This is a genomic window from Nocardia sp. NPDC057272 (assembly GCF_042668615.1).
Taxonomy (GTDB): domain Bacteria; phylum Actinomycetota; class Actinomycetes; order Mycobacteriales; family Mycobacteriaceae; genus Nocardia.
Window position 1 is genome coordinate 94,079 of the sequence record NZ_JBHUYK010000004.1, and the last position, 23,853, is coordinate 117,931.

The 23,853-nt window shown below is 64.0% G+C and carries 21 protein-coding genes; 9 read left to right on the plus strand and 12 right to left on the minus strand.

Going from position 1 to position 23,853, the window contains the following annotated elements; all coding sequences use genetic code 11:
- Positions 1-317 precede the first annotated feature (317 nt).
- From ACFULV_RS07670 to ACFULV_RS07705, 8 genes are all read right to left on the minus strand, one after another.
- Entirely contained in the window at positions 318-1,799 is a 1,482-nt protein-coding gene (locus tag ACFULV_RS07670; RefSeq protein ID WP_378654256.1) for an amidase, read from the minus strand.
- 89 nt (positions 1,800-1,888) lie between these two features.
- A complete protein-coding gene (locus ACFULV_RS07675) occupies positions 1,889-2,491 on the minus strand; it encodes a TetR/AcrR family transcriptional regulator (protein WP_378654259.1) in 603 nt (200 codons plus the stop codon).
- A 96-nt stretch (positions 2,492-2,587) separates the two neighbouring features.
- Complete coding sequence (locus ACFULV_RS07680; protein ID WP_378654261.1) at positions 2,588-2,812, minus strand: hypothetical protein; 225 nt, start codon at positions 2,810-2,812, stop codon at positions 2,588-2,590.
- Positions 2,813-3,061: 249 nt separating this feature from the next.
- Positions 3,062-4,123, minus strand: coding sequence for a condensation domain-containing protein (locus ACFULV_RS07685; RefSeq protein WP_378654263.1), 1,062 nt, complete (start codon positions 4,121-4,123; stop codon positions 3,062-3,064).
- A 93-nt stretch (positions 4,124-4,216) separates the two neighbouring features.
- Entirely contained in the window at positions 4,217-5,509 is a 1,293-nt protein-coding gene (locus ACFULV_RS07690) for a PucR family transcriptional regulator (protein ID WP_378654265.1), read from the minus strand.
- A 163-nt stretch (positions 5,510-5,672) separates the two neighbouring features.
- A complete protein-coding gene (locus tag ACFULV_RS07695) occupies positions 5,673-6,125 on the minus strand; it encodes a MarR family winged helix-turn-helix transcriptional regulator (RefSeq protein ID WP_378654268.1) in 453 nt (150 codons plus the stop codon).
- 186 nt (positions 6,126-6,311) lie between these two features.
- Entirely contained in the window at positions 6,312-6,803 is a 492-nt protein-coding gene (locus ACFULV_RS07700) for a hypothetical protein (protein WP_378654270.1), read from the minus strand.
- Positions 6,803-8,554 (minus strand): GMC oxidoreductase, encoded by a 1,752-nt coding sequence (locus tag ACFULV_RS07705; RefSeq protein ID WP_378654273.1) that lies wholly within the window; start codon positions 8,552-8,554, stop codon positions 6,803-6,805. Before ACFULV_RS07705 ends, ACFULV_RS07700 begins: the two co-directional genes overlap by 1 nt.
- 124 nt (positions 8,555-8,678) lie before the next feature.
- On the opposite strand from ACFULV_RS07705, the gene ACFULV_RS07710 reads away from it, so the two are divergent.
- Both ACFULV_RS07710 and ACFULV_RS07715 read left to right on the plus strand, forming a co-directional pair.
- Positions 8,679-9,719, plus strand: a complete 1,041-nt coding sequence (locus ACFULV_RS07710) for an AraC family transcriptional regulator (protein ID WP_378654275.1) — start codon at positions 8,679-8,681, stop codon at positions 9,717-9,719.
- Positions 9,720-11,236: 1,517 nt separating this feature from the next.
- Positions 11,237-11,605, plus strand: a complete 369-nt coding sequence (locus tag ACFULV_RS07715) for a nuclear transport factor 2 family protein (protein ID WP_378654278.1) — start codon at positions 11,237-11,239, stop codon at positions 11,603-11,605.
- 21 nt (positions 11,606-11,626) lie between these two features.
- On the opposite strand, the gene ACFULV_RS07720 is transcribed toward ACFULV_RS07715, so the two are convergent.
- Together ACFULV_RS07720 and ACFULV_RS07725 are read right to left on the minus strand one after the other, a co-directional pair.
- On the minus strand, positions 11,627-11,797 hold the full coding sequence (locus tag ACFULV_RS07720; RefSeq protein ID WP_378654281.1) for a hypothetical protein: 171 nt from the start codon (positions 11,795-11,797) through the stop codon (positions 11,627-11,629).
- Between the two features lie 847 nt (positions 11,798-12,644).
- Complete coding sequence (locus ACFULV_RS07725; protein ID WP_378654284.1) at positions 12,645-13,610, minus strand: ferritin-like domain-containing protein; 966 nt, start codon at positions 13,608-13,610, stop codon at positions 12,645-12,647.
- A 519-nt stretch (positions 13,611-14,129) separates the two neighbouring features.
- On the opposite strand from ACFULV_RS07725, the gene ACFULV_RS07730 reads away from it, so the two are divergent.
- Together ACFULV_RS07730 and ACFULV_RS07735 are read left to right on the plus strand one after the other, a co-directional pair.
- Positions 14,130-15,242: a hypothetical protein gene (locus tag ACFULV_RS07730; RefSeq protein ID WP_378654287.1), complete on the plus strand. Its 1,113-nt coding sequence runs from the start codon at positions 14,130-14,132 to the stop codon at positions 15,240-15,242.
- A 48-nt stretch (positions 15,243-15,290) separates the two neighbouring features.
- Positions 15,291-16,274 (plus strand): TauD/TfdA family dioxygenase, encoded by a 984-nt coding sequence (locus ACFULV_RS07735; RefSeq protein WP_378654289.1) that lies wholly within the window; start codon positions 15,291-15,293, stop codon positions 16,272-16,274.
- Between the two features lie 407 nt (positions 16,275-16,681).
- On the opposite strand, the gene ACFULV_RS07740 is transcribed toward ACFULV_RS07735, so the two are convergent.
- Positions 16,682-17,713, minus strand: coding sequence for an RNA polymerase sigma factor SigF (locus ACFULV_RS07740; protein ID WP_378654292.1), 1,032 nt, complete (start codon positions 17,711-17,713; stop codon positions 16,682-16,684).
- A gap of 377 nt (positions 17,714-18,090) precedes the next feature.
- On the opposite strand from ACFULV_RS07740, the gene ACFULV_RS07745 reads away from it, so the two are divergent.
- On the plus strand, positions 18,091-18,699 hold the full coding sequence (locus ACFULV_RS07745; RefSeq protein ID WP_378654295.1) for a GAF and ANTAR domain-containing protein: 609 nt from the start codon (positions 18,091-18,093) through the stop codon (positions 18,697-18,699).
- Positions 18,696-19,526, plus strand: a complete 831-nt coding sequence (locus ACFULV_RS07750; protein WP_378654298.1) for a GAF domain-containing protein — start codon at positions 18,696-18,698, stop codon at positions 19,524-19,526. The genes ACFULV_RS07745 and ACFULV_RS07750 overlap by 4 nt, the downstream gene beginning before the upstream one ends.
- A 151-nt stretch (positions 19,527-19,677) precedes the next feature.
- Here ACFULV_RS07750 and ACFULV_RS07755 read toward each other — a convergent pair whose 3' ends face one another.
- A complete protein-coding gene (locus ACFULV_RS07755; protein ID WP_378654301.1) occupies positions 19,678-20,118 on the minus strand; it encodes a hypothetical protein in 441 nt (146 codons plus the stop codon).
- 586 nt (positions 20,119-20,704) lie between these two features.
- Between ACFULV_RS07755 and ACFULV_RS07760 the strand changes: the two genes are divergently transcribed.
- From ACFULV_RS07760 to ACFULV_RS07770, 3 genes are read left to right on the plus strand one after another with little or no spacing between them, the layout of a single operon-like run.
- Positions 20,705-21,562: an MlaE family ABC transporter permease gene (locus ACFULV_RS07760; RefSeq protein ID WP_378654304.1), complete on the plus strand. Its 858-nt coding sequence runs from the start codon at positions 20,705-20,707 to the stop codon at positions 21,560-21,562.
- 1 nt (position 21,563) lies between these two features.
- Entirely contained in the window at positions 21,564-22,424 is an 861-nt protein-coding gene (locus ACFULV_RS07765) for an ABC transporter permease (RefSeq protein ID WP_378654307.1), read from the plus strand.
- A 10-nt stretch (positions 22,425-22,434) separates the two neighbouring features.
- A complete protein-coding gene (locus tag ACFULV_RS07770; RefSeq protein WP_378654310.1) occupies positions 22,435-23,853 on the plus strand; it encodes an MCE family protein in 1,419 nt (472 codons plus the stop codon).

Consider the following 23,853-nt stretch of genomic DNA (forward strand, 5'->3'; position numbering starts at 1 on the left):
CGACCGAGTACGCACTGCCTTGATACTGGCCTAGGGACCCACAGCATCTGCATGCCCGGTCTGTACAACAATTTCGGCGGGCCGCTGGTTCGACGCGGGGCGACTGAGCCTGGCGTCGCCAGTGTCGGCGTAGGTGTCTCGCCGGCGTTCCTGCTACGGCCAGATACCCGCACCGGGTTCGGCGGCCGGGGCACGGGCTCCCCCGTCTCCAACACCCGTACTTGCCTCTGTGAGTCGAAGGAGAAACGGAAACTCGATCAGGAGACATGGCCCAGCGCGCTTACCCGCGCGTGCAGGATGTCGAATGTGGTCACCGGCTACATTATCGGGCGTCGGTTGATCCACGGCATAGCCTCTTCGAGTTGCGCTGCCAATCGCAGCAGCATCGCTTCACCTCCCAGTTGCGCGGTGAATTGCACACCCATCGGAATGTTGTCGGGGGTCCAGTGCAGTGGCAGCGACAGGGCTGGTCGTCCCGTCACGTTGGCCAACTGTGTGTATGGAGTCCAACTCAGGTTGTTATGAATGAGCCGATCGGTCAGCGCGGAGTGTCGCAGGAAGCCCGCAGTCCCCGTCTTCAAAAGCAGCTCCCCGGCCAGACGCAGCGACCGCTGTGTGTCGAGTGAGCCGATTCGGGGTGGAAGGTCTGCCAGTGTCGGTGTCAGCAGCAGGTCATAGCTGTCGAAGTAGCTCGACAGCTGCCGCGCGTGATCATGGCGACGCATGACGGCATCGACGTATTCGACACTGCTGTAGGCCCGCCCCAGCGCAGCCATCAGGCGGGTGTCGAATTCGAAACCTTCTTCGCCGCAACCAGATCGGCGCTTGGCATCGGCGACTTCCCACGCCAGGTAGGTGAACCAGGTCAACAAAAAATCCTGGGCCAGCCCTCGATCGTCGACCGGTGGATTGTCCAGGATCTCGACTCTGTGATGTAAGTCGGTGAGCACCTGGATCGTAACGTCGACCGCCGCTAGAGCCTCGGAATGTGGCGAGGAATTGATGGCCGAGGAGACACAGACTCCGATTCGCAGTCGCCCCGGGTCGGCACCGACCTGCGAGAGGAACGTCTCGGCCGGGACGGCGGGAAGATACGGGCCGCTGAGTTCTCCGCCTTTGAGAACGTCGAGCATCGCGGCCGTGTCACGCACCGACCGGGACACGACTCCCTGGACCGCGGCCCCGTGCATGGCCTCGCCGACATCGGGCCCTGACGGAAGCAGCCCTCGCCCCGGCTTGAGGCCGACGAGTCCGCAACAGGCCGCCGGGATCCGAATGGAACCGCCACCATCGTTGGCTCCGGCCACTGGAACGATTCCGGCGGCCACCGCCGCGGCCGAACCCCCGGACGAGCCGCCAGGCGTTCGATGGAGATTCCACGGGTTGCGGGTGGGACCGAACAGTTCGGGCTCGCTGACGCCTTTGGCGCCGAATTCGGGAGTGTTGGTTTTTCCGAAGATGACCAGGCCCGCATCGATCCATCTCTGCACCACCGTCGAGTGCTCGAGGGCTGGGATCCGCGCCAACGAGCGAGACCCGCTGCTGCTGGGCAAGCCGGCGTAGTCCTGCGCGATGTCCTTGATCAGAAACGGAACACCGGCGAAGGGGCCGACCAATTCCTGGGTGACGCGACGATCCGCCTCGGCGTCCATGAACCGGATGATCGCGTTGAGGCGACCGTTCGCCGTCTCGGCCTGCCGCCGGGCGACGTCGAGTAGTTCGCTGGACGTCACCTCGCCGGCTTTGACAAGTTCAGCTAGTCCGAGCGCGTCGAAGCTCCGGTATTCGTCGGTCCGCATACCGCGCGATCATAGCCGTACCAATCGGTTTGGCAAACCGATTGGTACGGCATTCGTGCCATCGTCGACGTGAGATCGAGTCCAGTGCGTCAGGGCCTTCGAGGTCGGTGCATCATCGCGATCGCCGCGTCGAACGCCGTATCGACCCGAGCGCGGTCTCCGGTCAGAAGTAAGTCCAACTGCAATCCACGTATCTGCCCCAAGACGAGAGTGGCGAGGCTGCGCGCCTCACCCTCGGGCCAACCATCGGCACACAGGCGTTCCTCGATCGGAGTGAGCCAATCGTCGACGATCGACGGCGCCAGCGCTTCCGCATCCGCAGGAACGCGCGCCACGCGACCGACCAATTGGAACAACAGAATGAACTGGCGTTGTTCCCTGGGCTCGCACAACCTCGTCCACACCATGCGCACCAGTTCGGCGGCAGACGTCGCGGTGCTGAAGTGCTCGTCATGCGCCCATGACCGCACGAAATCGCTGCGGATCTTCTCCCCCACGTGCAGCAGAAGCTCGTTTTTCGAGTTGAAGTGACGCAGCAGTGTCGCGTGCGATACCCCGAGCGCGGCGGCGACGGGCCGCAAGGACACGTCGTCGATGCCGTGATCGAGCACGTACTCCGTGGCCGCGGCCAGCAATTCGGGTCGGCGATGCCGATACCGCAGTGTGCGCCCGTCCACTTGGCCGTCAGTCATCGGTGTTGATGGTAGAACTCACCGAGTCCGGCGTGTCACGCGGGCCGCGCGGGTTGGCCGAGGCGACCTCGACTAGCGAGTCTACGTGTGTAGCGATCAACTGTGGTGACGTGCAAGCGCCACCTCCCGGTCGGTGGATATCGAATAGTCCCCGTCCGCGACGACGGCGGCGAACACGGTGCGCAAGTGGGAGTGGTAGCGCGCGAGTTGCCGCTGAGCGAAGGGTGTAGCCGGGCTCTGGCAGCCCAAATACAGATGGTGGGAGTCGCGGTTGAACCACATCGACGCGTTGGCCGTTTCACCCTCGCCGGTGAACAGCATTTCACGCTCGTACGGCGCGGTACCCGCTCGGTGGCGCGAGTGGCAGCTATCGCATCCTCGGTCGGGTGCCATTCCACCAGCTCGCCTGCCGCGGGCCGCCAATTGCGAAGAGCGTTGATGATCATCGATACCTCACCCGGCCGCAGGGGCGACATCGGGGCGACGATCGAATAGCGTGCCGTCGGCGGTCACCGTAGACAGCATCATCGTGAACGTGTTGATGAAGCGGTGCACATTCGCGGTGGCGACCTAGTTGCTAGGGAACCGGGCCGACACGGCGATCCCGCCGGTCGAGCGCGCGATCCACAGGTAGACCTCGTCGTCGGACAGTTCGCTACTGCGCAACGGCCGCACACCCCACTGCTGCCATTGCTCGGCATCGGGTACGAACCGGACATCGACGTAGGACACGACGAACCGCGGCATCTCGGTGCTGCCGAGCAACGATGCGATGCGTGGAAACGGGTAGCGGGCCAGGGATTTGGTCGAATCGATGGCCGCAGTGGTGCGCGCGAGCAACTCGTTGAAGGTGTCTGCCTCGGTGTGGTCGATCTCGAGGGGTAGCAGCCCGACATACCAGCCCATGGCGTGCGTGTGTTCGGGCGCGTAGCGGGTGTGGACCGGCATTGCGCAGCGCAACGGTTGCGCGCCGACCAGGACCTGATGGGTCGCCGCGAGTGCGGCGAAGACCGCCGACTGTGTGGAGTGGCCCGCCGCGCGGCTGCGTGACTGCAGCCGTTCAGCCTGCGGGGCGGTGAGTACCCAGGATGACAGGCTGCTCTGATGCAGCGCGCTTTCCTGGAATGTGCCGGCAACCTCGGTGACTCGCGGTGCGATCGGCAGCGGGAAGGCAGGAAACCGCCCGCCCCCGCTGCGCAGATATCGACCCCAGTGCTGGACCGCAGGATGGTCCACCGTCATCGTCACGCCCATCGCGCGGTCGTCGGCGCCGAACTCGATATAGCTGCCGACATCGGGCAATTCGGCGCCTGCGCCGGTGAGCACGCTGCGATAGATGCGCTGAATCTCGCTGATGGCCAACATCATCGAGTACGCGTCCATCACTGAGTGATCGGCACCGAACACGAGCAGGAAGCTGGGCCTATCGGTCGAGACCGTGTCGCTGACGGTGGCCATCAGGCAGTGCGGCCACTCGGTGGGCGAGAGCCGGGTCGCGAAATAGTCGGACAGGTGCTGAAACACCCGGATACCGCTGCGCAGGTGCCCGACGCGGCGAGCCTCGATCTGCATGTCTTCGGCACGGCAGGTGTAGCGCACGAACCCCTGGGCTGCCGTCTCGTCGGTGGCCACCGTCGTCCAACCCCGAACTCATGGCACGACAGCGCGACACGAACCGAGATCCGCAAGCCCTCAGTAATCTCGCATAGGTGTTCGTGTGAGTCCCTATACGGCGGGTGGGATCTTAGACCGAATGACGGTCCCTGGCGGAACCTGCACGTTCTCTGAAACAAAGGCATAGGCAATGAGCGCAGACCGCACATACCATAGTCCTGCGTGGAGGGTTAGATCGAGTCCGGTCAGCTGCCCAACGCGCCTTATCCGATAATCGATCGTGTTCGTATGAACTCCCAGTGCGCTAGCTGTCTTCTTACGATTGCGGTCGTTTCCGAGATAGCAACACAGGGTTTCCCATAACTCAGGGTGCGCGGCCAGCGGCTCGAGCAATGACGCTAACGCCACACGGCCTGGACCAGGACGGGTGATCTGAAACTCCAGCGCCAGGGAATCGAAAAAGTGTAAACCGGACTCGAGCCCGAGCCTCTCGATCATCTCCAACAGCTCGTGGGCCTGAGTAGCCGCGAGAGGAATCTCATCTCTCGCAGATCGCACTACGGCCGCGATCAACGGAACGTTCGCTGCGGCGGAGAGCGCGGCGACAACCTTCGCGAGCCGGTCATCATCGTACACCGATTGCGGGAGAAGAACAGTTCCACCGCCAACATTCAGTACCGACATTGCGGTGTCGCAACATTGACGGGCGAGTTCAGCTTGAACCAGACTCAGCCGACGTGCCACCTCGACCCCTTGCCCAATTTCCTCGCGGTGGATGGGTAGCGCGATAGCGAGCACTACATATACGTCGGCGATATCGATCCCGAATTCGCGAGCCGATCTGAAGTCCGCGCGCCCGCTCAGCATCGCCGACGCCAGAGCATTTTCAGCAGAATGATTTTCGATACCTTCTGTAGCCTCTTGATCGAGATATGCTACGGCGATAGCCGAAGTGGTCATCGCAAGCACCTCGAGCATCCACTCGACCCCGCTCGTCAGGTTCGAGCTGTCGCCGTTCGTCCAACCGCCGATGATTACGCTCGCGCCGGATTCGAATCCTTCGTGCACAGCGGCCAGGACATTGTCGATCGGTACGCCTTTTCGCGCCCAGTCCAAAGCTGACCTGCGAATTCGCTGCGTCACTTCCGCAGCATCCCCGCCTTCGATCACGCCCGTGACCAGCTCGCGGCAGATGTTGGCAATCTCAACCGGGTCGCTAGGTGGACGAGTGGGAAGAGATCCGAATGGAGCAGTGTTCCGAACCGATCGTTTGAGGCGTTGCTCAGCAATGCTGAGCACATTTTCCGTCGGGTCCGACTTCGCTCCAACAGATACCGTCAGCGTCGGTCCGACCCGTTCGAGGTCTGCCAGCGGACCATTGCGTACTTCTTCGGTGTTCACCATGTAGGACGACTCATTTCAAAAATATCCAGGTCTGACCAGCTGGCCGGTCTCGGCCAGTGGCAGGACTTCGATGCCGTCAACGCCGACGCCACGGCTCGGCCATCACCGGAAATCGGAGCCCTCGAAGCACAAAAGGTGCCCGATCCGCGCCCGCTCGGTGTCCTCAACTCGGGTTGCGCGATTTGAGGTGGCGTGCGAGGTCAGCGGTCATAGCCGCGAACTGGCGCGTGAGTTCAGGTGTCGACCAGGCATCGAGGAGCAGCTGACGCACGACGCTGATGTAATGCGGTACCGCGTCGGTAAATGCGTCGAGACCGGCGTCGGTAAGCTCGACGTACCTGCCGGTATCGTTGCCGCGGGTGACCAGTCCAGCACGCTCGAGTTTGGAGACGACGTGCGACATTCGCGAGATCGACGCCTCGGTTGCTTCTGCTAACAGGATCATGCGCTGGCGTCGTCCAGGTCGGGCGTACAGCAGTTCCAGAACGCGGTATTGGATGTGGTTGAGCCCGCACTTTCGTCGCAGCCGCGTTCCGAGCTCAGGTGCCAACAACTCCACTACGCTGGCCAAGGAATTCCAGGCGTCGACTTCGTCGTCTGTCAGGTGCTGGCTCATCGCGGCGCGGTCTCAAAATGAATAACCCTGTCCAACATGTCTTTCGCTCCAGTCGAACTGCGACGCTGCCCGGATCCGCGATACACATTGAGGTGACGCCGGGCGTGCCGAGTGGATGCCCGACGCCGATTCCCGGCAGGTTCGACGAGCATCACGAGAGCACCTGGCACTGTTGCACGGAAACCGTCATGAATCAGCGGATTCGCGACGGTGGAGGACAAACGGCGCGCCGCTGGACGGGCCGCCCGGGATTCCGAATGTCAGACCCAGCAAACTGCGGGAGCTGATAGGACGGAGTTCGTCGGTGACGCGGTTCCAGGGAAACCGTGCGGTCGCGGGGTAGCTGACGATCAACGCCGGCTCGCCGTCGACACGTGAGGGCCCGATCTGCGCGGTGATCGGGATCGATGGCTCGATGGTGCCGCGACGGCGTAGCAGGTTTACGCCGCGCAGGTAGGCGTCGGAATCGTCCGGTTCGGTGAACGACTTGCCGCACCAGCCTCGCATTCCTGTCGCCGCTACGGTCAACGGTCCGCATGCGCGCAACCAGAACGGTCCGGCGAATTGTCCTTCGTGATCGCCGACAAGGTCGGACAGCCTTGGTGCTGGGGCGGCGCGGAACGCGGCGTAGACAGTGTGCAGTTTGGCGCGGGCGTTCACATCGGGGGACGTGGACATCAGTTCTGCTCCTGGTGACAAGGGGATTTGCCGCCGACCGCGGTGATGGGCAGGCGCAGCGCGGCGGACGAATGCGTCGGCACGGTCGCGGCGGTGGGGGTCACCGCGGCGAGCCGCTGGTAGGGCGAGCCGAGGTGCGGGCGGCTGTCGGTCTCGCCTTTGTTGGGCCACAACGACATCGCGCGTTCGGCCTGTGCGGTGATGGTCAATGACGGATTGACGCCGATGTTCGCCGAGACCGCCGCGCCGTCCACCACATGCAGACCGGGATGGCCGTACACGCGGTGGTAGGGGTCGATAACGCCGGCTTCGGGAGACTCGCCGATGACACAGCCGCCGAGAAAGTGGGCCGTGAGCGGAACGTCGAAGATCTCACCGACCGTGCCCATCGGAAACCCGTCGATCTTTTCGGCCGCGCGTCGCATCACTTCGTTGGCGACCGGAATCCAGGTCGGGTTCGGTTCGCCGTGGCCCTGTCGCGACGTCACCCGGGTCCGCCCAAAACGCCTTTTGGTGTAGAGCGTCAGGGAGTTGTCGTGGGTCTGCATGACCAGCGCGATGATCGAACGTTCCGACATGTGGCGGATCCCGAGGTAGAGCGAAGCGAGGTGGCCGGGGTGACGCAGTACCTGTCCGATCCAGGTCACCCAGCGAGGGAATCGGCCCCCTCCGTCGGTCATCACCGTCGCCATCAATCCCATGGCGTTGGAGCCTTTGGCGTAGCGATTGGGCTCGATGTGGGTGTGCTCGTCCGGGTGGATGGACGAGGTGATCGTCACGCCTTGGGTGAAGTCGTACTTCTTGCGATTGCGCATTTTGGTCGTCACACCGACGAGCGCTTCGGAATTGGTACGGGTCAGAGTGCCCAGACGATCCGAGATGCCCGGCAGCGTTCCATCGGCCTTGAGTCTGTGCAGCAGTTGTTGTGTGCCCCAGGTGCCCGCGGCGAAGATCACCTGATCCGCGGTGAAGGTGACGGCAGTGCGACTGGGGAACCACGCACCGGTTTGTACGGCGGTCACTTCGTAGCCGCCCTGGGCCAAGGGCTTTACCCGGGTCACCGTCCGCTCGGCGTGCACGGCGGTCCCGGCCTGCTCGGCGAGGTAGAGATAGTTCTTGACGAGGGTGTTCTTGGCGCCGTAGCGGCACCCGGTGAGGCAGCCTCCGCATTCGATACAGCCGGTTCGAGCGGGTCCGGCGCCGCCGAAATACGGATCCGCGACCGTCACCGATGGTTCTTTCGCATCACCGCGACCGAAGAACACGCCGAGCGGCGCCATGGAGAAAGTCTCGCCGACCCCCATGTCGTCGGCGACCTCTCGCATCAGCTCGTCGGCGGGTGTGAGCGTGGGATTCGGCCGGACGCCGAGCATGCGCTTGGCCTGGTCGTAATAGGGGGCGAGCTCCGCGCGCCAGTCGGTGATGTGCGCCCACTGGAGGTCATCGTAAAAGTTGCTCGACTTGGGCTCGTAGAGGGTGTTCGCATAGACGAGCGAACCACCACCGACACCGGATCCCGCCAGGACGACGACATCGGGCAGCACATGAACACGTTGGATTCCCTTACACCCGAACTTGGGCGCCCACAGAAATTTGCGGATATCCCACGATGTCCGAGGGAAATCCTCATCGGCAAATCGGCGTCCTGCCTCGATTACCGCGACCCGGTATCCCTTCTCGGTCAGCCTCAGTGCCGAGACGCTGCCACCGAAACCACTGCCGATGACAACGACGTCGTAGTCGGAACTCATGTGATGGAAGGCTCCTGCCGTGATATGCGCGAGCCCACCACGTTACGAAGGCGGGGGCGTCGACGACAGCGCTATCGCCGCCACGTGGTTGTCATTTTCTGCCACCCATGGGTATGTTCGCCGCGTGGCGAGTTTCGAGTCCCATCAGCACCTGCCGATCAGTGCGGTCAGTGTCCAGCTCATGGTCCAACTCGCCGCTCGTCGTGGATGGTCCGCGGACGAGTGCCTCGCCGGTTCGGGCATCGACCCTGGTGTGCTCGATGATCCGTTCGCTGAGATCACCGCATGTCAAGAATTCGAAGTGATGCGTAATCTCGACAAGTTGCGGTGCGGCGAACCCGGATTCTGGGTCGAGGTGGGGACGAACTATCACGCCGGGATGCACGGCTCGTGGGGAATGGCACTGCTCACCAGCCGGACGTTGCGAGACGCCATCGAGCTGACCGCCGAGTTCGTCGAACTCGCCTGGGTGTTCACCACGATCACCGTCACCGAATATGTGGACACCGACGAGGTCGGCATTGCCATCGACAGCAGCGACCTACCACCAGATGTCGCTTCGATTCTGGTGGAACGCATTTCGGCGGCGGCCACGTCGATCCTGCGCGACCTGACCAATACCGGCGTGCCGGCGTCCTCGGTGCGCTTCCGGCACTCTGGGCCATCGGACACCAGCCGCTATGTCGACACGTTCGGAACAGAACCGTCTTTCAATGCCGATCGCAACGAGATGGTCGGCGACTCGTCCTGGCTCGACACTCCCCTGCCACAGGCCAATGACCTGGTCCGGCGTGGTTATGAGGCCGCGTGTCGCGACCTGCTCGGCAAGCGCCGTGCCCGAACCGGTTTCGCCGGTGCGGTGCGCGATGCCCTGACGCGCGAACCCGGCCGGATCCCACCACTCGCCGAGGTGGCCGATGTACTGAACGTGAGTCCACGCACGCTGGCACGGCGCCTCTCCGACGAAGGTGCGTCCTATCGCGCACTGGTCGATGAGCTGCGCCAAGCGCTGGCCGAGGAAATGCTGCGGAACTCACCGCTGACCACAGCCCAGATCGCGAATCGTCTCGGGTACACGGATTCGGCGAACTTCATCCGGGCGTTCAAGCGATGGCGAGATATGACACCGCGATCGTTTCGGTCGACGTCCGCTACGCAATGCTGAAAACCGAGCAGCCCTACCGAATCCCTGAACCGGTTGCTGCTCGAGGATCGGCGCGCACGAGGTCATAAACATAGGACCGTTCGCCCTTGCGGCTCACCCACGCGCCCTCGGGAGGGAGCTCGCCTTGCCCTGGCTCGTCGAATGGACGGCTCGACACCAGACCGGCCGCATCGCACACTACCCATCCGAAATCAGGCAGTCGGCGACACCAAATATCGAGGTCGACCCGCCTATACGAGGGGAAGCCATGCGCATCCCCGTTGCGGACGAACTCGTAGGACAACCCATCGACGCGCCGCACGAACCTCACACCCGACATCGGACCATCCTCACCGAGGGCCTAGGACCCGATCAACCAGGTCCCCGCTCAGGTTGACGAACCCCGTAGGACCACCCCCGAAAAGGCGGGGGTGGCCGCGGGGATCGACCCGACAAAACAGGTCGGGTCCGGCCTAAGACCCGGACCTGACCACCGTTGCCACAGAATTGTCGTCAGCCCACTACGCCTCAAGCTGACCACGACGAAGATCGCGGCCCAGATCCGCCACTGCTAGCCGTTGCCGACGCCGGGAGACTGCCTACCAGAGAAGCAGGACACCGCGATGACGCACGCCCGAGCCGCGTCAATCCACGGTTGATCGGCGTGACCCAGAACAAGCCAACTAAGTCCGTTGAGCACCTCGACGAGTGCCCCTGGAAACAGGCCTCGCGTTGCGCATGCGCGGCGCTCCCGTGGAGGCTGGAATCGGCCACACAGGCTCGGCATCAGGTCGCAGTGAGGGTCCTGTAAAGCGGTTCGGGAGATTCAGCCCCGGCTTCGGGCGAGACAAGTCGATCTACTCGGCCGATCGGACCGTCCACCTCAAAGGCGTTCGAGCGGCGACGTGTTCGGTGTCGATTTTTCGGCCCAGATCCCCACGCGTATGCCCGATCGCAGGTCCCCGATTCGTAATCGGCTGTTGTGCATGGGATTTGGCCGCTACCGCGTAACCGTTCTCGAGTTGGAACTGTCGATGGCGTGCCACTTGGGGGTACACCAACTCGGCCTCCGAATTTTGTGCCATCTCACCGAACACGGTTTGGGCAGGTTGCGCGAGCAATACTCCGACTATCCTCAACAGATGTTGAGAGGTCTCAGGCGTTCGACACGCGAGGCGATGACGCTTGTCGGCCACGGCCGACGATTCGTCGACAACCTGATCCATTCACCTACACGTTCGATGCACTGTCACTGATGTCGCTCTGCCACAGGACTTTCCGCGCTTCGCGTTCGATAGTGGAACCGTTTCGTCGACCGAGATAGCGATGAACGAAAGGACCACGTGATTCCGATGGTCGATCCGATACAGCGAGACGATGCAACACGGTCTGCAACTCGGCCACTATCCGCTGTGCCCCGTCCCCCGGTGCGGAGCACCCAAGAGCCTCGGCGGGACGTGCCGAGGGGCGCGCCTTTGGTGCCCCACGCTGCCATTGCCGCGCGATCCCTGATGCGTTCGTTGCCTGAAGGAGTAGTCATGCCCGAGTCCACCGCCGCGGTGCAGACAGCCCTGCACTACTTCACCGCGTTGACCGCCGGCAACCTCAGCAAAGCCATGAGCTATGTCGCTGATGACATCGTCTGCGACACACAAGGCAGGCGTGTAAGCGGCTCGAGGGCGTACCGGCAGTTCATCTCGCAGTGCCTGCCCGCGATACGAGGGGCGACGCTGGTCGCATCCTGCGGGAATGACACCACAGCAGTGCTCATTTACGACCTCACATCACCTGCTCGTCTACGCTGTCGAGGTGCGGACCGTCTCGTGGTCGACAGGAACAAGATCGTCAACATCGTGACCGTTGTCGACAGGGTTCCGTATCAGCCTTACGCGATGCCGAATTCCTAGATCACTGAATCCGGAAGAACTTCACTGGGTCGCCATGGGAATCTGCGGGGTGCTGATCAGGTCGGCGAAATGAGTGGCGGCGACGACCCCGTCGCGGGCGAACAGCTCGTCCAGCGCCAAACGGACCAGGTGCGCCCGGGTGGGGGCGTGATAGTTCACCGCGCCGCTGCCGAATCCGGCGGCGGCGTCCACCGCGCATTGAGTCAGCCAGACCCTGTTCAGCGAGAACGTCGATCACCGCGGCGGCGATCACCTGCCGCCGTGCAACCTTGGTGCCGGTGTCGGTGGCCTTGATTCGCCATGGGACCGCACAGTAGCGGCACCTGCCATCGACGCGCACCACCCAGCCCAGCGCCGGCAGCAGGCGGCGGATTCCTATCAGCTGGTGATGTGGTGTTCGACCTCGCCGATATCGTCGAGAGTCGAAGTGAGACACCTCCCGGCTCGAACCACCTGCCGGTTTCCATACCAGCTCAGCATTGCGTACTTACTGCGAGAATCCGGGCGTTTTCAGCGGGAAACCCGGATTCGCTTCCCGTTGTTGGGGTATTTGCCTCTACAGGTCGGGGATACCGCTGTCGAAGGAGATGAGCGCGATGATGACCTGCGACCAGATCATGACCATGGTGCGCGACTGGTGGAACCGTATGTTCCCGGGGATGCCCATGATGATGTAACCCGATAGAGCAATCTGCCGTGGCGCGGGCTGCGAATACCGGCTGACCTGGTCTTCGAGCGATCGCTACATCATCGAGTGCCGCCCCGGCGAATCACCAGGCCGCCTCTGATCGGCGTCGGGGCGGACGACCGATGCTCGGCTCACGCCGGTGCTCGATGTCGGTGGGCCGGGGCCGCACCTCAGGGGTTCACCGGCCGCTACGGCGGCCGGGTGCGGAAAGCCGGACTGCGCCGCGCCGTCGGGGCCGCCGAGGACGTGGCCGCTGCGGACCAATGCCTCCCGCCGTGGCAGTCCGACGGCTCAACCGCCCGTCGGCGCCACAGCTGTCGTCGGCACCGACGGTGGCTGTCAGGGGACTTCTCAGTTCAGACCACTCACTTCTCGGGCGATCGTCGAGATACGGCTCTGCGCGGCCGAAACGACACCCTGCCGCGCCTTGTGCGCCTCCTCGTAGGCGAGGATCGTCCGGACTGCGGCGGGATCGGCGAGTTCCTTGATCGCTGCCACCGCCTGGGCGACATTCAAGTCGTCATAGCCACTGACGGGCAGCTCTCTGGGATCGAGAAGGCCGGTGGTGGTGCGCAGTGAATGCATTGCCTCGGCGGTGGAATCCGCGCCTTCACGCCGCGAGACCTGCTCAGTGGTTTCGAGAACAGCATCGCGCGAGGCCGCGAGCGTCTTCACGGCGACATCGCCCGCGTGCGCACCCCTGGCGAGCAACTCGCCCAGCGCGGGCGGAGCAGCACGGAATGTGTCCAACGCGCGGTCGATGCTGCGAGCAGACCACGTAACAGGGACATTGATCAGCTTCACCGCGGTCCCCGTAACCGCCTGAATCGGTGTTCGGCGCAAAGCCGCAGGTCCGCCGAGCGCGTCCTCGGCGAGTACGGTCGTCAACCATGTGACGGTGGCCGTATGGGCGGTGATCAACCGCTGCGCCACTGCTACTACATCGGCGTTCTGAACGGTGGTCGCGAGTGCTTTGACGTAACGGGCACGGTCGAGCAGCTGATGTTCGAGGACGAGGTCTCCGAGCAAAGCTTCGTCGAACGGTTGGGCCTGTTCGCCGATCGCCTTGACCGCGGCGGCAGCCCTTCCGATGAACGGGCCGATCCGCTCCGGCGCGCCACCCAGCTCACGGATCGCGGCCTCGATGGCTTCCGCGCGGGCGCGGGCGTTGTGGGCGTTCTCAGCCAGTTCGCGGCGTACAGCCTCAGTGCGAGCCTGTGCGATTCGAGTCTCGGCGATTCGGATTTCGGTCTCCGTCAACTCGCGGATAACGCGCAGTTGCGCGAGCAGGGTCGTAGCGGTGTTGCGTGTGCTCATGAAGTCTTCCTTCGATGTCGACGTCAGGGAGGCGCAACGCTGCACCACTATGTCGACTACCCCGCACTCATGATTCAAACATTGCGCCGCAACAGTTGTCGATCATGTCCCGGGTGAGATATTGCGGAATTCGGTGTGAGGCCGGTGGGTAGCGCCGACAAGGTGTGAACCAGCGATCGCGGCGATCCGCACCGCCGACGTCGACGCCGAGAGGTCCTTGCGCACGGCGCCGAGAGCGATATACCGCTCGACGGCGACCGGGTCCGCCGGGAGCGACGCCAGATTCACTGTGCCGCAAAAGGTATGAAAGCCTCCCATGCTTCGGAGTAGGTGCGGGTCGTGGTGTCGGGGGTCGTGGTGTCGGGGGTCGTGGCGTAATGGGTGCGCGGCGTCGGCGGCGATCAAGCCGGGGTGATCGCCGCCAGTCGCGACTGTGCGAGTCGAAACATACTTAGAGTCAACATGATTCAGTTCTTCGAATGCTGACCGAACGGGTAAGACCGCGGATATTCTCGACAGATGGATACCCCGGTTGTCATCCAGCGCCCGCCAGTAGCTGTGTTCCGGAGGGTGCCCGAGGGGGGAACCATCGCGTGCCTGAGCGCTGTGGTCCGGTCCGCGGCGACGCGGGCCGCGGCCGTGCTGGCACAGGTACCGACCCATTCCGGTCCGGTCGAGCGCACCGCAGCGTTGCGGCAAGGGGCAGCCGCTGTCGGCGAACTGGTCGAGGCTCTGACCTCGCAGGCCCCGCCGATCGTTGGTGAGGACCTGCCCGCGGAGTCGGTGAGCCAGTCGTTCTTCCGGGTCCGTGAGGTGGAGTTGTCCGATCAACAGGCGGCGCTGCACGGTGTTCTGGTCATCCATCGCGGTGTGGCGGACCTGTGCAGGGCCCCGCTGTCGGGTGCGGACTTGGCGGTGGAAGTCGCGGGGATGCGACAGGCTGTGCTAGACCTGACCGGCGCCGCGGAGACCGACGAGGTGACCGAGCAGTCCCCCGTTCCCGTTGTGGCTGAGAATATTTCGTCGGAGAGCGAGTGGACGGCGCGGTGGCTCGTCGGGCACCAGGTCCACGTCCTGTTCAATATCTGCGCGGCGGTCGCGGTGACCGATGCCGCCCACCACCTCCGCCACGGCGCGGCCGACGCCGCACTGGAGCGGCTCGAACACGCGACCACGTATGTGCGTGGCTTCCCAGCGGCGATGATCCACGCCAGCACGATCCCGGTGGACTACTACATGGCCGCGGTTCGCCCCAGCATGCAGCCCCCGGAGGTGTCGACCCCGTTGAGTGGCCGACAGCATCGCGGCTACAAGACTTTCCGCAGCGCGATGAAGGATCTACTCACCGTGGTTCCGGATTCCTACGATGCGCTCGCTGCCCGCGATCCCGAGCTCGCCGCCGCCCGTGACGCCCTGCTCGAAGCCGACCTCGTCGACAGCGAACGTCACGTCACGCTCGCCTATTCGATGGTGCGCCTTCGCCGTTCCATCGCGCAGTTGCCCACCGGCCCGGACAACGCCGTCGGCGAGCTCCGGTTGATGCGCCATCGGCGGGCCGCCCAGTACGCACCGCTGATCCGGTTCGGCGATCACTACATCGCCAACGCCGTGTCAGCCCTGCGGAATGGCTGAGCAGACGAACAATTGCCCTGCTACTGACGTACTGAACGGAGAGCGTCGATGCATGAAATCGCGGAGACCGTCGATATCGCAGACCTGGAGTTGCCCCCGACGGAGACCACGGAGATCGACCACCTCGCTCAGGCACTGTGCGGAGGCGAGCAGGACCGGGTGGACGACCCGACCTGGGTCGCGCGCGCCCGGGACTCCTGGGATGCGCTACCGCTGTCGCTGCGGCGCGGCGTTCGGCAGTTCCGGCGGCACTCCGGACTGCGCGGATCGTTGGTCATCCACGGCCTGCCGGTCGACCAGATGAGACTGCCCGATACTCCGTCGACAGCGGATTCCGTGCAGCGTGCGGCAGTCGTCTCCGCTGCCGTCCTCACCATGATCGCCTGCGGGCTCGGCGACCCGACCGCGTATCTGGCTGAGAAGGCCGGCGCCCTCGTCCAGGACGTCGTACCCGTGCGGGGCAGGGAATCCTTCTCTGGAAACGCCGGTTCGGTGTTGCTGACCTTCCACAACGAGAACGCCTTCCACCTGCACGAACCCGACTACGTGCTGCTGCTGTGCCTCCGCGGCGACCACGACCGGATCGCAGGTCTGCGGACCGCTTGTCTGCGTCAAGCGCTGCCCTTGCTCAGCCGAGCGGCCCGGGAAACGCTGTTCGCACCAGAATTCGTCACCGCGCCGCCGCCGTCGTTCCCGACCGACAACGCCGTGCGCCCACCGCAACCATTGTTGTCGGGTGCGGTCGACGATCCCGACATCAGGATGGCCACGATCGCGACCACCGCGCTGACGCCGCGCGCCGAGGCGGCGCTGATCGAATTCGGCCGAGCTTGCGATGCTGTCGCCCGCACCACGGTGCTCACTCCGGGCGACCTGGCCATTATCGACAATCGGGTCACTGTCCACGGCCGCACCGCCTTCCGACCTCGCTACGACGGCACGGACCGCTGGGTACAACGCACATTCGCCGTCGCCGACTTGCGCCGCTCCCGTGACCACCGACCAGACGACGGGTACGTCATCACCCGATGATCCGGGATCCCCGCGGGTCACCGCCGGGGGGTCACCGCGGCAACGGCGTCCCCCGCCGATCGCCCACCGCGAACGCGCCCGAGCCGACACAGCTACCTACGCAGCGGATCACGCGTCGGCGGGCAATCAGCTGGAACAGCAGGAAGGCGCACACCCGAAGATCTCCGGTGACCTGCCCGACCTCTCCGGCTACGACAGGACAGCCCGGTGTGGAACACGCGCGCGCCGATGAGCATCCAGACGTTTCTCGACGCCACCGGCGCACTCGCGGGCAAGACCATCCACCCGTTCCTCACCTATGCGGTCGGGGAAGGGGCCCAAAGCTAGTCGGAACGACCGCATGGGTGATCGACGCGGGCTACTCCGAACAGGCGCTCACGCCTGCACCCAGGCGATATCGGGCAGCTTCAGTCGCGTAATGCGCTCTCTCGCAAAGTGTTCAGAGTTCTGGACAGAATGCGTGAGACCTGCATCTGAGAGACACCGAGATGTTGGGCTATCTGCTCTTGGGATCGGAATCGAAAGAACCGCAAATGCAACACCTGGCGTTCTTGCGCGGGCAGTGCGGCGATCAACGGCCGGACGGCCAAGAAGTCCTCGACGTGGCGGTATTCGGGGTCCTCGGCGCCGAGGAAGTCGAGCAATGAATGTGATGTGCCGTCGTTTTCGTTCTTGGTAGGCGCATCGATCGGCGCCGTATGGTAGGCATTGCGCGCGATCAACGCCTGCGTTACCTCGAGCAGATCGATACCGAGTTCCTCGGCGATTTCACGCGCTTTGGGTGTGCGGCCCAACTCATGAGTCAAGGCGTCGGTCGCGGGGCCGAGAAGCTGCTGAATCTCCTTCATCCGCCTCGGTACCCGTACCGCCCAGCTGCGGTCGCGGAAGTGGCGGCGAACCTCACCCATGATCGTCGGCACCGCGAACGCCACGAAGCCCGCGCCGTAAGTGGGGTCGAAGCGGTCGATCGCCCGAAGCAGCCCCAGGCGAGCGATCTGTTGGAGGTCGTCAAAGGTTTCCCCACGACCGGCGAACTTCCTGGCGATGTGGTCGGCCAGTGGCAGGCATCTTCCGATGATGTTCTCGCGCAACATCGGTCGGCGGGGATCCTGGGTTCCGAGATGGGCCAGCTGTTCGAGTATCGGTTCGATGTTGTCGTAGCTGTCGCTACCACGATGTTGTCGCGAAGCCGGTGCGACAGCGGGTTTCGATGCTCTCGGGTGAGGCCGATGTTCGTCGATCGAGCCGGCGGCGTGACGCTGCGGCGGCAGCTGCTGTCCGGTTACCGATACCGGTTCGGCCGCGGAAGTGTGGCTGTCCAGTTGCTCGATAGCAAGCCATCTGTTGCCCATGCTGACACCTTCGGTCGTCGCGTGTTTGCGTTCGACTGCCAGGGTCAAGGACAGCAAATCTTTGCTGAGCACGATTTTGAGCGACATCGTGCATCTACCTCGAACTCTACAGCCTTCGACGGCGCGACGGTAGGTTCAAGGCGACGCCTGGGGGTACCCCGAAACCGGGTGCTGTGCTGACCGCTCTCGTAGTCCGTAACCGTCACCCGAGTGAAACCCGTCTGTCGTTGCTTCCGTCCGAGACGTGTACCTTGTACGCCACCAGTTCCATGCGTTACTCAGAGAATCGCGGCAACCGATGCACATCGTGGACGTGGCAGTGGGTGCCGTTGATATGCCGCCTGGGGCGGCGACGGTCGTTGACTGAACAGGACTCGGTTCTCGAAGCTCGCGCGGCCCTCCTGTCCACGCTGGACAGCAGCCGCGACGGCTTGGACGCGGTAGCACGACTGGGCAGGATGTGTGTGGACTTGCTGCCGGTCGACGGTGCTTCGATATCGCTGATGGCCGATGCCGATATTCGTGAAACCCTGTACGCCAGTGACGAAGTGGTTACCCGGATCGATGCGGTGCAGTTCAGTCTCGGGGAAGGTCCGTGCTTCGAAGCCTTCCAGACCCATCGCCCGGTACTGGTGGCGGACCTGCACGCTGCCGGCACGGCCTGGCCGATCTTCGCCACGGAAATGATCAACGAACCGGTCGGCGCCATCTTCGCGTTTCCTTTGATCAGTGGTGCGATCAGCCTCGGCGCGATGGATCTCTACCGCGAGCGACCTGGCTGGCTGTCCGCAGCCCAGGTCGCGATCGCGCTGCAGACGGTGGATATCGTGATGTTGGCTGTGCTGGAGATGCAGACGAACGTAATGGATCAACCGTGGTGGACCGACCTGCCTTCCAGTCGCGGCCAGGTGCATCAAGCAACGGGGATGCTCATCGCGGAATTCGGTATCTCCGCGGCACACGCACTCGCGCGATTACGTGGTTACTCCTTCACGACCGGACGTTTGGTCGACGAAGTCGCCGATGATCTGGTCGCCCGCCGATTGACCCCCGCCGACCTGGAGCAGCCGTGAGCCCGAAGCACGTCGATGACCGCAGCCGCGCAACCGCGAGTCGGGGATTACCTTTGACACTGGAGGAAGGAGACAACGCTATGCCCGAGGCGCCGCTGTCGACCAGGGAACGAGAAGCCAGCCTTCTGGACGCGTTTGTCCAAATGGCGGACACACTGGTGGACGACTACGACATCGTGGATGTGCTCTACGAGCTCGTTTCCCACTGTGTTCGTCTGCTCGATGCCGCCGCCGCCGGAATCGTGTTGTCCGACCAACGGGGAAATCTGCAAGTGCTCGCCTCCTCGACCGAACAGACCCGCATGCTCGAGCTGTACCAACTCCAGACCAGCGAAGGTCCGTGTTGGGATTGCGTACACGGCGGCGAACCGGTCTCGGTCACCGATCTCCGCACCGCAGCAGACCGCTGGCCGCTGTTCGTCCCCCGAGCTCTCGACGAAGGTTTCGTCGCCGTACACGCGCTACCGATGCGACTGCGCCGCGAGACCATCGGCGCGCTGAATCTCTTCGGCCGCGAACCGGGGCCCATGCCCGCACAAGACCTTCGGACAGCTCAAGCACTTGCCGATACTGCGACGATCGGGATCCTGCAAGAACGAGCGATCCATCGCGGCGAGGTACTGACCGAGCAACTACAAGTCGCGCTGACCAATCGCATCACCATCGAACAGGCCAAAGGTGTACTCGCACATGCGGGAAACCTTGATATGGACCAGGCATTCCAAGCCCTACGCAACTACGGGCGTCGACGAAGCACACGCCTATCCGATATCGCTCATCAACTGGTCACCGGCGCGACCACAGCGCGCACAGTTCTCGACGATTGACGTCTCGGCGCGGCAGCCTCGGCGACCGGGCGAGTGCGGTGCCTTCTTCTAGGACGGCGGTGGTACTCGACGGGGTTCGCAAACCCGCGCAAATACCAAACCGGAAAAGTTACGACCAGGCCGCGTACCGCTGGCACGGAGAAACTCCGGACTAGCTGCCTGGTCCGGCCTCGTGCCCAGGACGACCATGGGAGCGGCGGGCTTCTTTCATCTCCGCCTCATACACATGCGTGCGGCCGTCGACGAGTTCGTCGCGGATCTCGCGCTCGATCTGTCGGAACTGCGCGTAGTAGCCCTCGTCGTATTCCTCCACGATCTGGAACGTCCACCGGTCGGGCAGCACGTTGCGGCCGACCAGCTCGGCGGCCAGCTTCTCGGCAAGCTGATGATGACCCGCGGCGCGCAACATGTCGACCGCCTCACCGAGAGCGAGATCGGCACCACCGGTGAGCTGGTGGAAGCTGTACAGGTGCCCGCGAGCACGTTCGGTCGTCTCCAACGCCTCCGACAGCTTGCCGACCGCTGCCACTGTCGAAGAGTTGACGCCGGCGGGCCGCCGATGCCTCTCGGCAGGCCGATCGTTATCAGTCATACTCCGAGGCTATCGCCAATTCTTCGGGCTGCGCGTGATCTGAGGTGTCGGCGGCTGCTTCGTCGCGGTAGTACTCGCAGCCACGGGACCGGGACCCGCGAGCAACAGCGGGGTGATCCCGAGGCCAGCGTGGCGTAGGCGGCGATGGGCAGAGGTGGGAGCCGTGCCCGGGCTCAACGGGCTCGCGGTCAGTTCGCTCGTCGGCAGGAATTGCAGGAACCGCTCGTCGTCCGGTGCCCGATCGGCCGCCGACGACGTTCGCCCACTTCGCCGCGACGTGCAACCAAGACGTCTTCCGGGTTCGGACGTGTGGCGATCAGGAGCGTTGCAGTACAGCATGTTGGTCGACCCCAGCACTGACCCAGACAGATGGTGGGACCGACCAGGCGACAAAATACCAACCTGCGACCATCTGGCGCACCTATCGACCGATCATGCACCAATCGACGACGTGCGACGCAACTCCTTGCTACAGTCCCAGACAGCTGACTACGGGTGCGTAGATATGAGGTATCCATCCGTGTAGATCAGAGGTCAGGTTCGGTCGAGCAACTCGGCGACCGGCATTGAACACGGGGTGATCGTCATGACGTTGATAGCCAACAAGATAACTGCACAAACCGATTTCGAACTCCTAGTCAGCTTCTGCCTCGACTGGTGGCGCGATCATCCGCGACAGTCGGTGGAGACGGCGGGTCGACAGGTCACCATGGCGTGGCAAGCCATGGCCGAGTTAGTGCGTTCCGTAGTCCGACGCCGCTTTCCACTGACGGAATTTCTTCGCCAAGCCTCATTTATGGCCGGTGTCTCAGTCACTCCAACGCTGCTTGTCGCCATCCCGATCGCCGCCATTGTCTCGATCCAGATCGGATCACTGGTCAGCCAGGTCGGCGCAACCACCTTCATCGGCGCGGTCAACGGCCTCGGCATCATCCGCCAGGGAGCTCCACTGGTCACCTGCCTGATGATCGCCGGCGCGGTCGGCTCGTCGGTCTGCGCCGATCTGGGGTCGCGGACCATCCGCGAGGAGATCGACGCGATGCGGGTGATGGGAGTGGATCCGGTGCGCAGGCTGGTCGCTCCGCGGCTGCTCGCCGCGGTGCTGGTGAGCATTCTGCTCTGCGGGTTCGTGGTGTTCGTCGGATTCGCCACCGGCTACATGTTCAACATCTTCGTCCAGGACGGCACACCGGGCTCGTACATCAGCACCTTCGCCTCGTTCGCGGTCGCGAGCGATCTGGTGGTCGCGCTGGTGAAGGCCGCCGTGTTCGGCGCGCTCACCGCGATCATCGCGTGCGACTGCGGCCTGAACACCAAAGGCGGCCCGGGCGGCGTCGCCAACTCGGTGAACTCCGCGGTGGTCAGCTCGGCGATCGTGCTGTTCGCGGCCAATATCGCGCTGACCCAGATCTACAACACTCTGTTCCCGTCCAAGGTGGTCTGAGATGTCGAACTATCTGCCACCAGTGCTGCGCCCGTTTCGCGCCGTCAAGGCCGCGACCGACCCGCTCACCGAGGCGAACGCGAGACTGGGACATCAGGGCGTCGTCTTCATCGAAGCGTTGCTGGCGATCCCGTTCGTTCTGCGGCACTACCGCAAAGAGCTGGCCCGGCTGATCGTCGATGTCACCTGGGGCAACGGCGCGCTGATCGTCGGCGGCGGCACCGTCGGCGTCGTGCTGATCCTGTGCGGATTCGGCGGCATCACCGTCGGCATGGAATCGCATACCGCGCTGGATCTGCTCACGATGAGCCCGCTCACCGGCGCGATCTCCGGCTTCGCCACCACCCGCGAGCTGGCGCCACTGCTCACCACGATCGCCTTCGCGGCGCAGGCCGGATGCCGGTTCACCGCCCAGATCGGATCGATGCGGATCGCCGAGGAGATCGACGCACTCGAGTCGATGGCGATCCGGCCACTCCCCTATCTGATCACCACCCGCATGCTCGCCGCGGCCGTCGCGATTCTGCCGCTCTACAGCATCGGCATGGCCAGTGCCTACCTGTCCACCAAGATCACCGCACTCTTCCTGAGTGGCAACGGAATCGGTACCTACGACCACTATTTCCATCAGTTTCTCGACCCGGGCGACATCGTCTATTCGGTAGTCAAGGCGGTCGCGTTCGTGCTCGTCGCCACCTTCATCCAGTGTCATTTCGGCTATATCGCCGCGGGCGGCCCGGAGGGTGTCGGGGTCGCCGCCGGTAGAGCTATCAAGATGACGATCATTGTCGTCGTCTTTCTCAATCTGCTTCTCACACTTGCGATCTGGGGCGTGGACTCCGGCATCCGGATATCGGGATAGGAGGGCCGGCATGTATCCGGATCCCAGTGGGCGCGGCTGGTCGCGCGGACGACTCAATCTGGCCGGGGTGGCCATGACGATGAGCCTGTCAGGCGTCGTCGCCTTGCTCGGGCTGCGTTATGCGGGGCACTTCGAAGACACCGTGCCGGTGACCGCGCTCATGACGAGCACGGGTGACGGGCTACCTGCCCGCGCCGATGTGCGCTTTCGCGGACTGCTGGTCGGTGCGGTCTCGGCGGTGGAGATCGCCGAGCAGGGCTTGCGCCAGCGCGTGGAACTCGAGCTGAAACCCGATGCCGCGGCTGCGATTCCGGCGTCGGTAACCGCGCGCGTCGTCCCGGCCAACATCTTCGGTGTCACCGGGATCGAGCTCGTGGACAACGGTTCGGCCGCGACATCATTGCGGCCGAACGCGGTGATCGAACAGGATCACAGCCGCGCCACCGTTGCCTTGCAGACAACGCTGACCACCCTGCGCGATGTTCTCGACCGCATCCAGCCCGCCAAACTCGCTCGTGTGCTGGCCACCCTGGCCGAGGCGCTCGATGGCGACGCCCGGCTCCCCGGTTCGACGATCGAACGCCTGGACCAATGGATCACCGAGGTCCGCGCACTACCAGGGGTCGGCGACCTGCTCGGCGATCTCGGCGCGGCTACCGCGGCAGTCAATCAATCGGCGCCCGAACTGGCCGACGCCCTGGGCAGATCAGTACAGACGGCGCGCACTATTACCGAGCGCCGGGCCCAGGTGATCGAACTGCTGACTTCGGCGGGAACCGCCACCGACGCGACCCAAGCCCTCTTCGCCCGGAACCCGGATGCGGGAAAGGAGCTGGTGGTCGGACTGGACGAGACATTCGGTGCGCTCGCGGCAGATCCTTCCGCACTGAGCGACACCGTTATCGGGCTCGGCGAATCGTTGAGTCGCCTTGCCACCGTTTTCAATTGGGGGTCCAGCAAACAGATGCAATGGGATGTCACTGTCTCGTTCACTCCGTTCCGCCAGTACACAGCGGCCGACTGCCCGCACTACGGCGGCCAGGCCGGTCCACGCTGCGGCACCGCCAGCGTCCCGGATTCGCCCGCACCACAGTCGTATCCGACGCAGCTGATACCCGGCTGGTTGTCCGCCGCGGGCCCGAGTCCCGTACCTACCCTGCCTGGCCTGCCCGCCCTGCCAGGTATTCCGTCGTTGCCGAATATTCCCGGGCTGTCCCTACCAGGCTTGGTCATTCCCGGCATCACCCTCCCCGCGCGTTCCACTCCGCAACAGACTGTTCCCCAAGCAGGACCGATCGCGCTGACCGGCCCGGCCGCGGTGGCGGCCTTCCTGGGCACCCGCCCGAACACCTCCCAGCTGCTGCTGCTCGGCGCCGCACTCACCGGCGCAACCGTGACCGCAGAGCCTGCTCGGACAGGAGCCAACTGA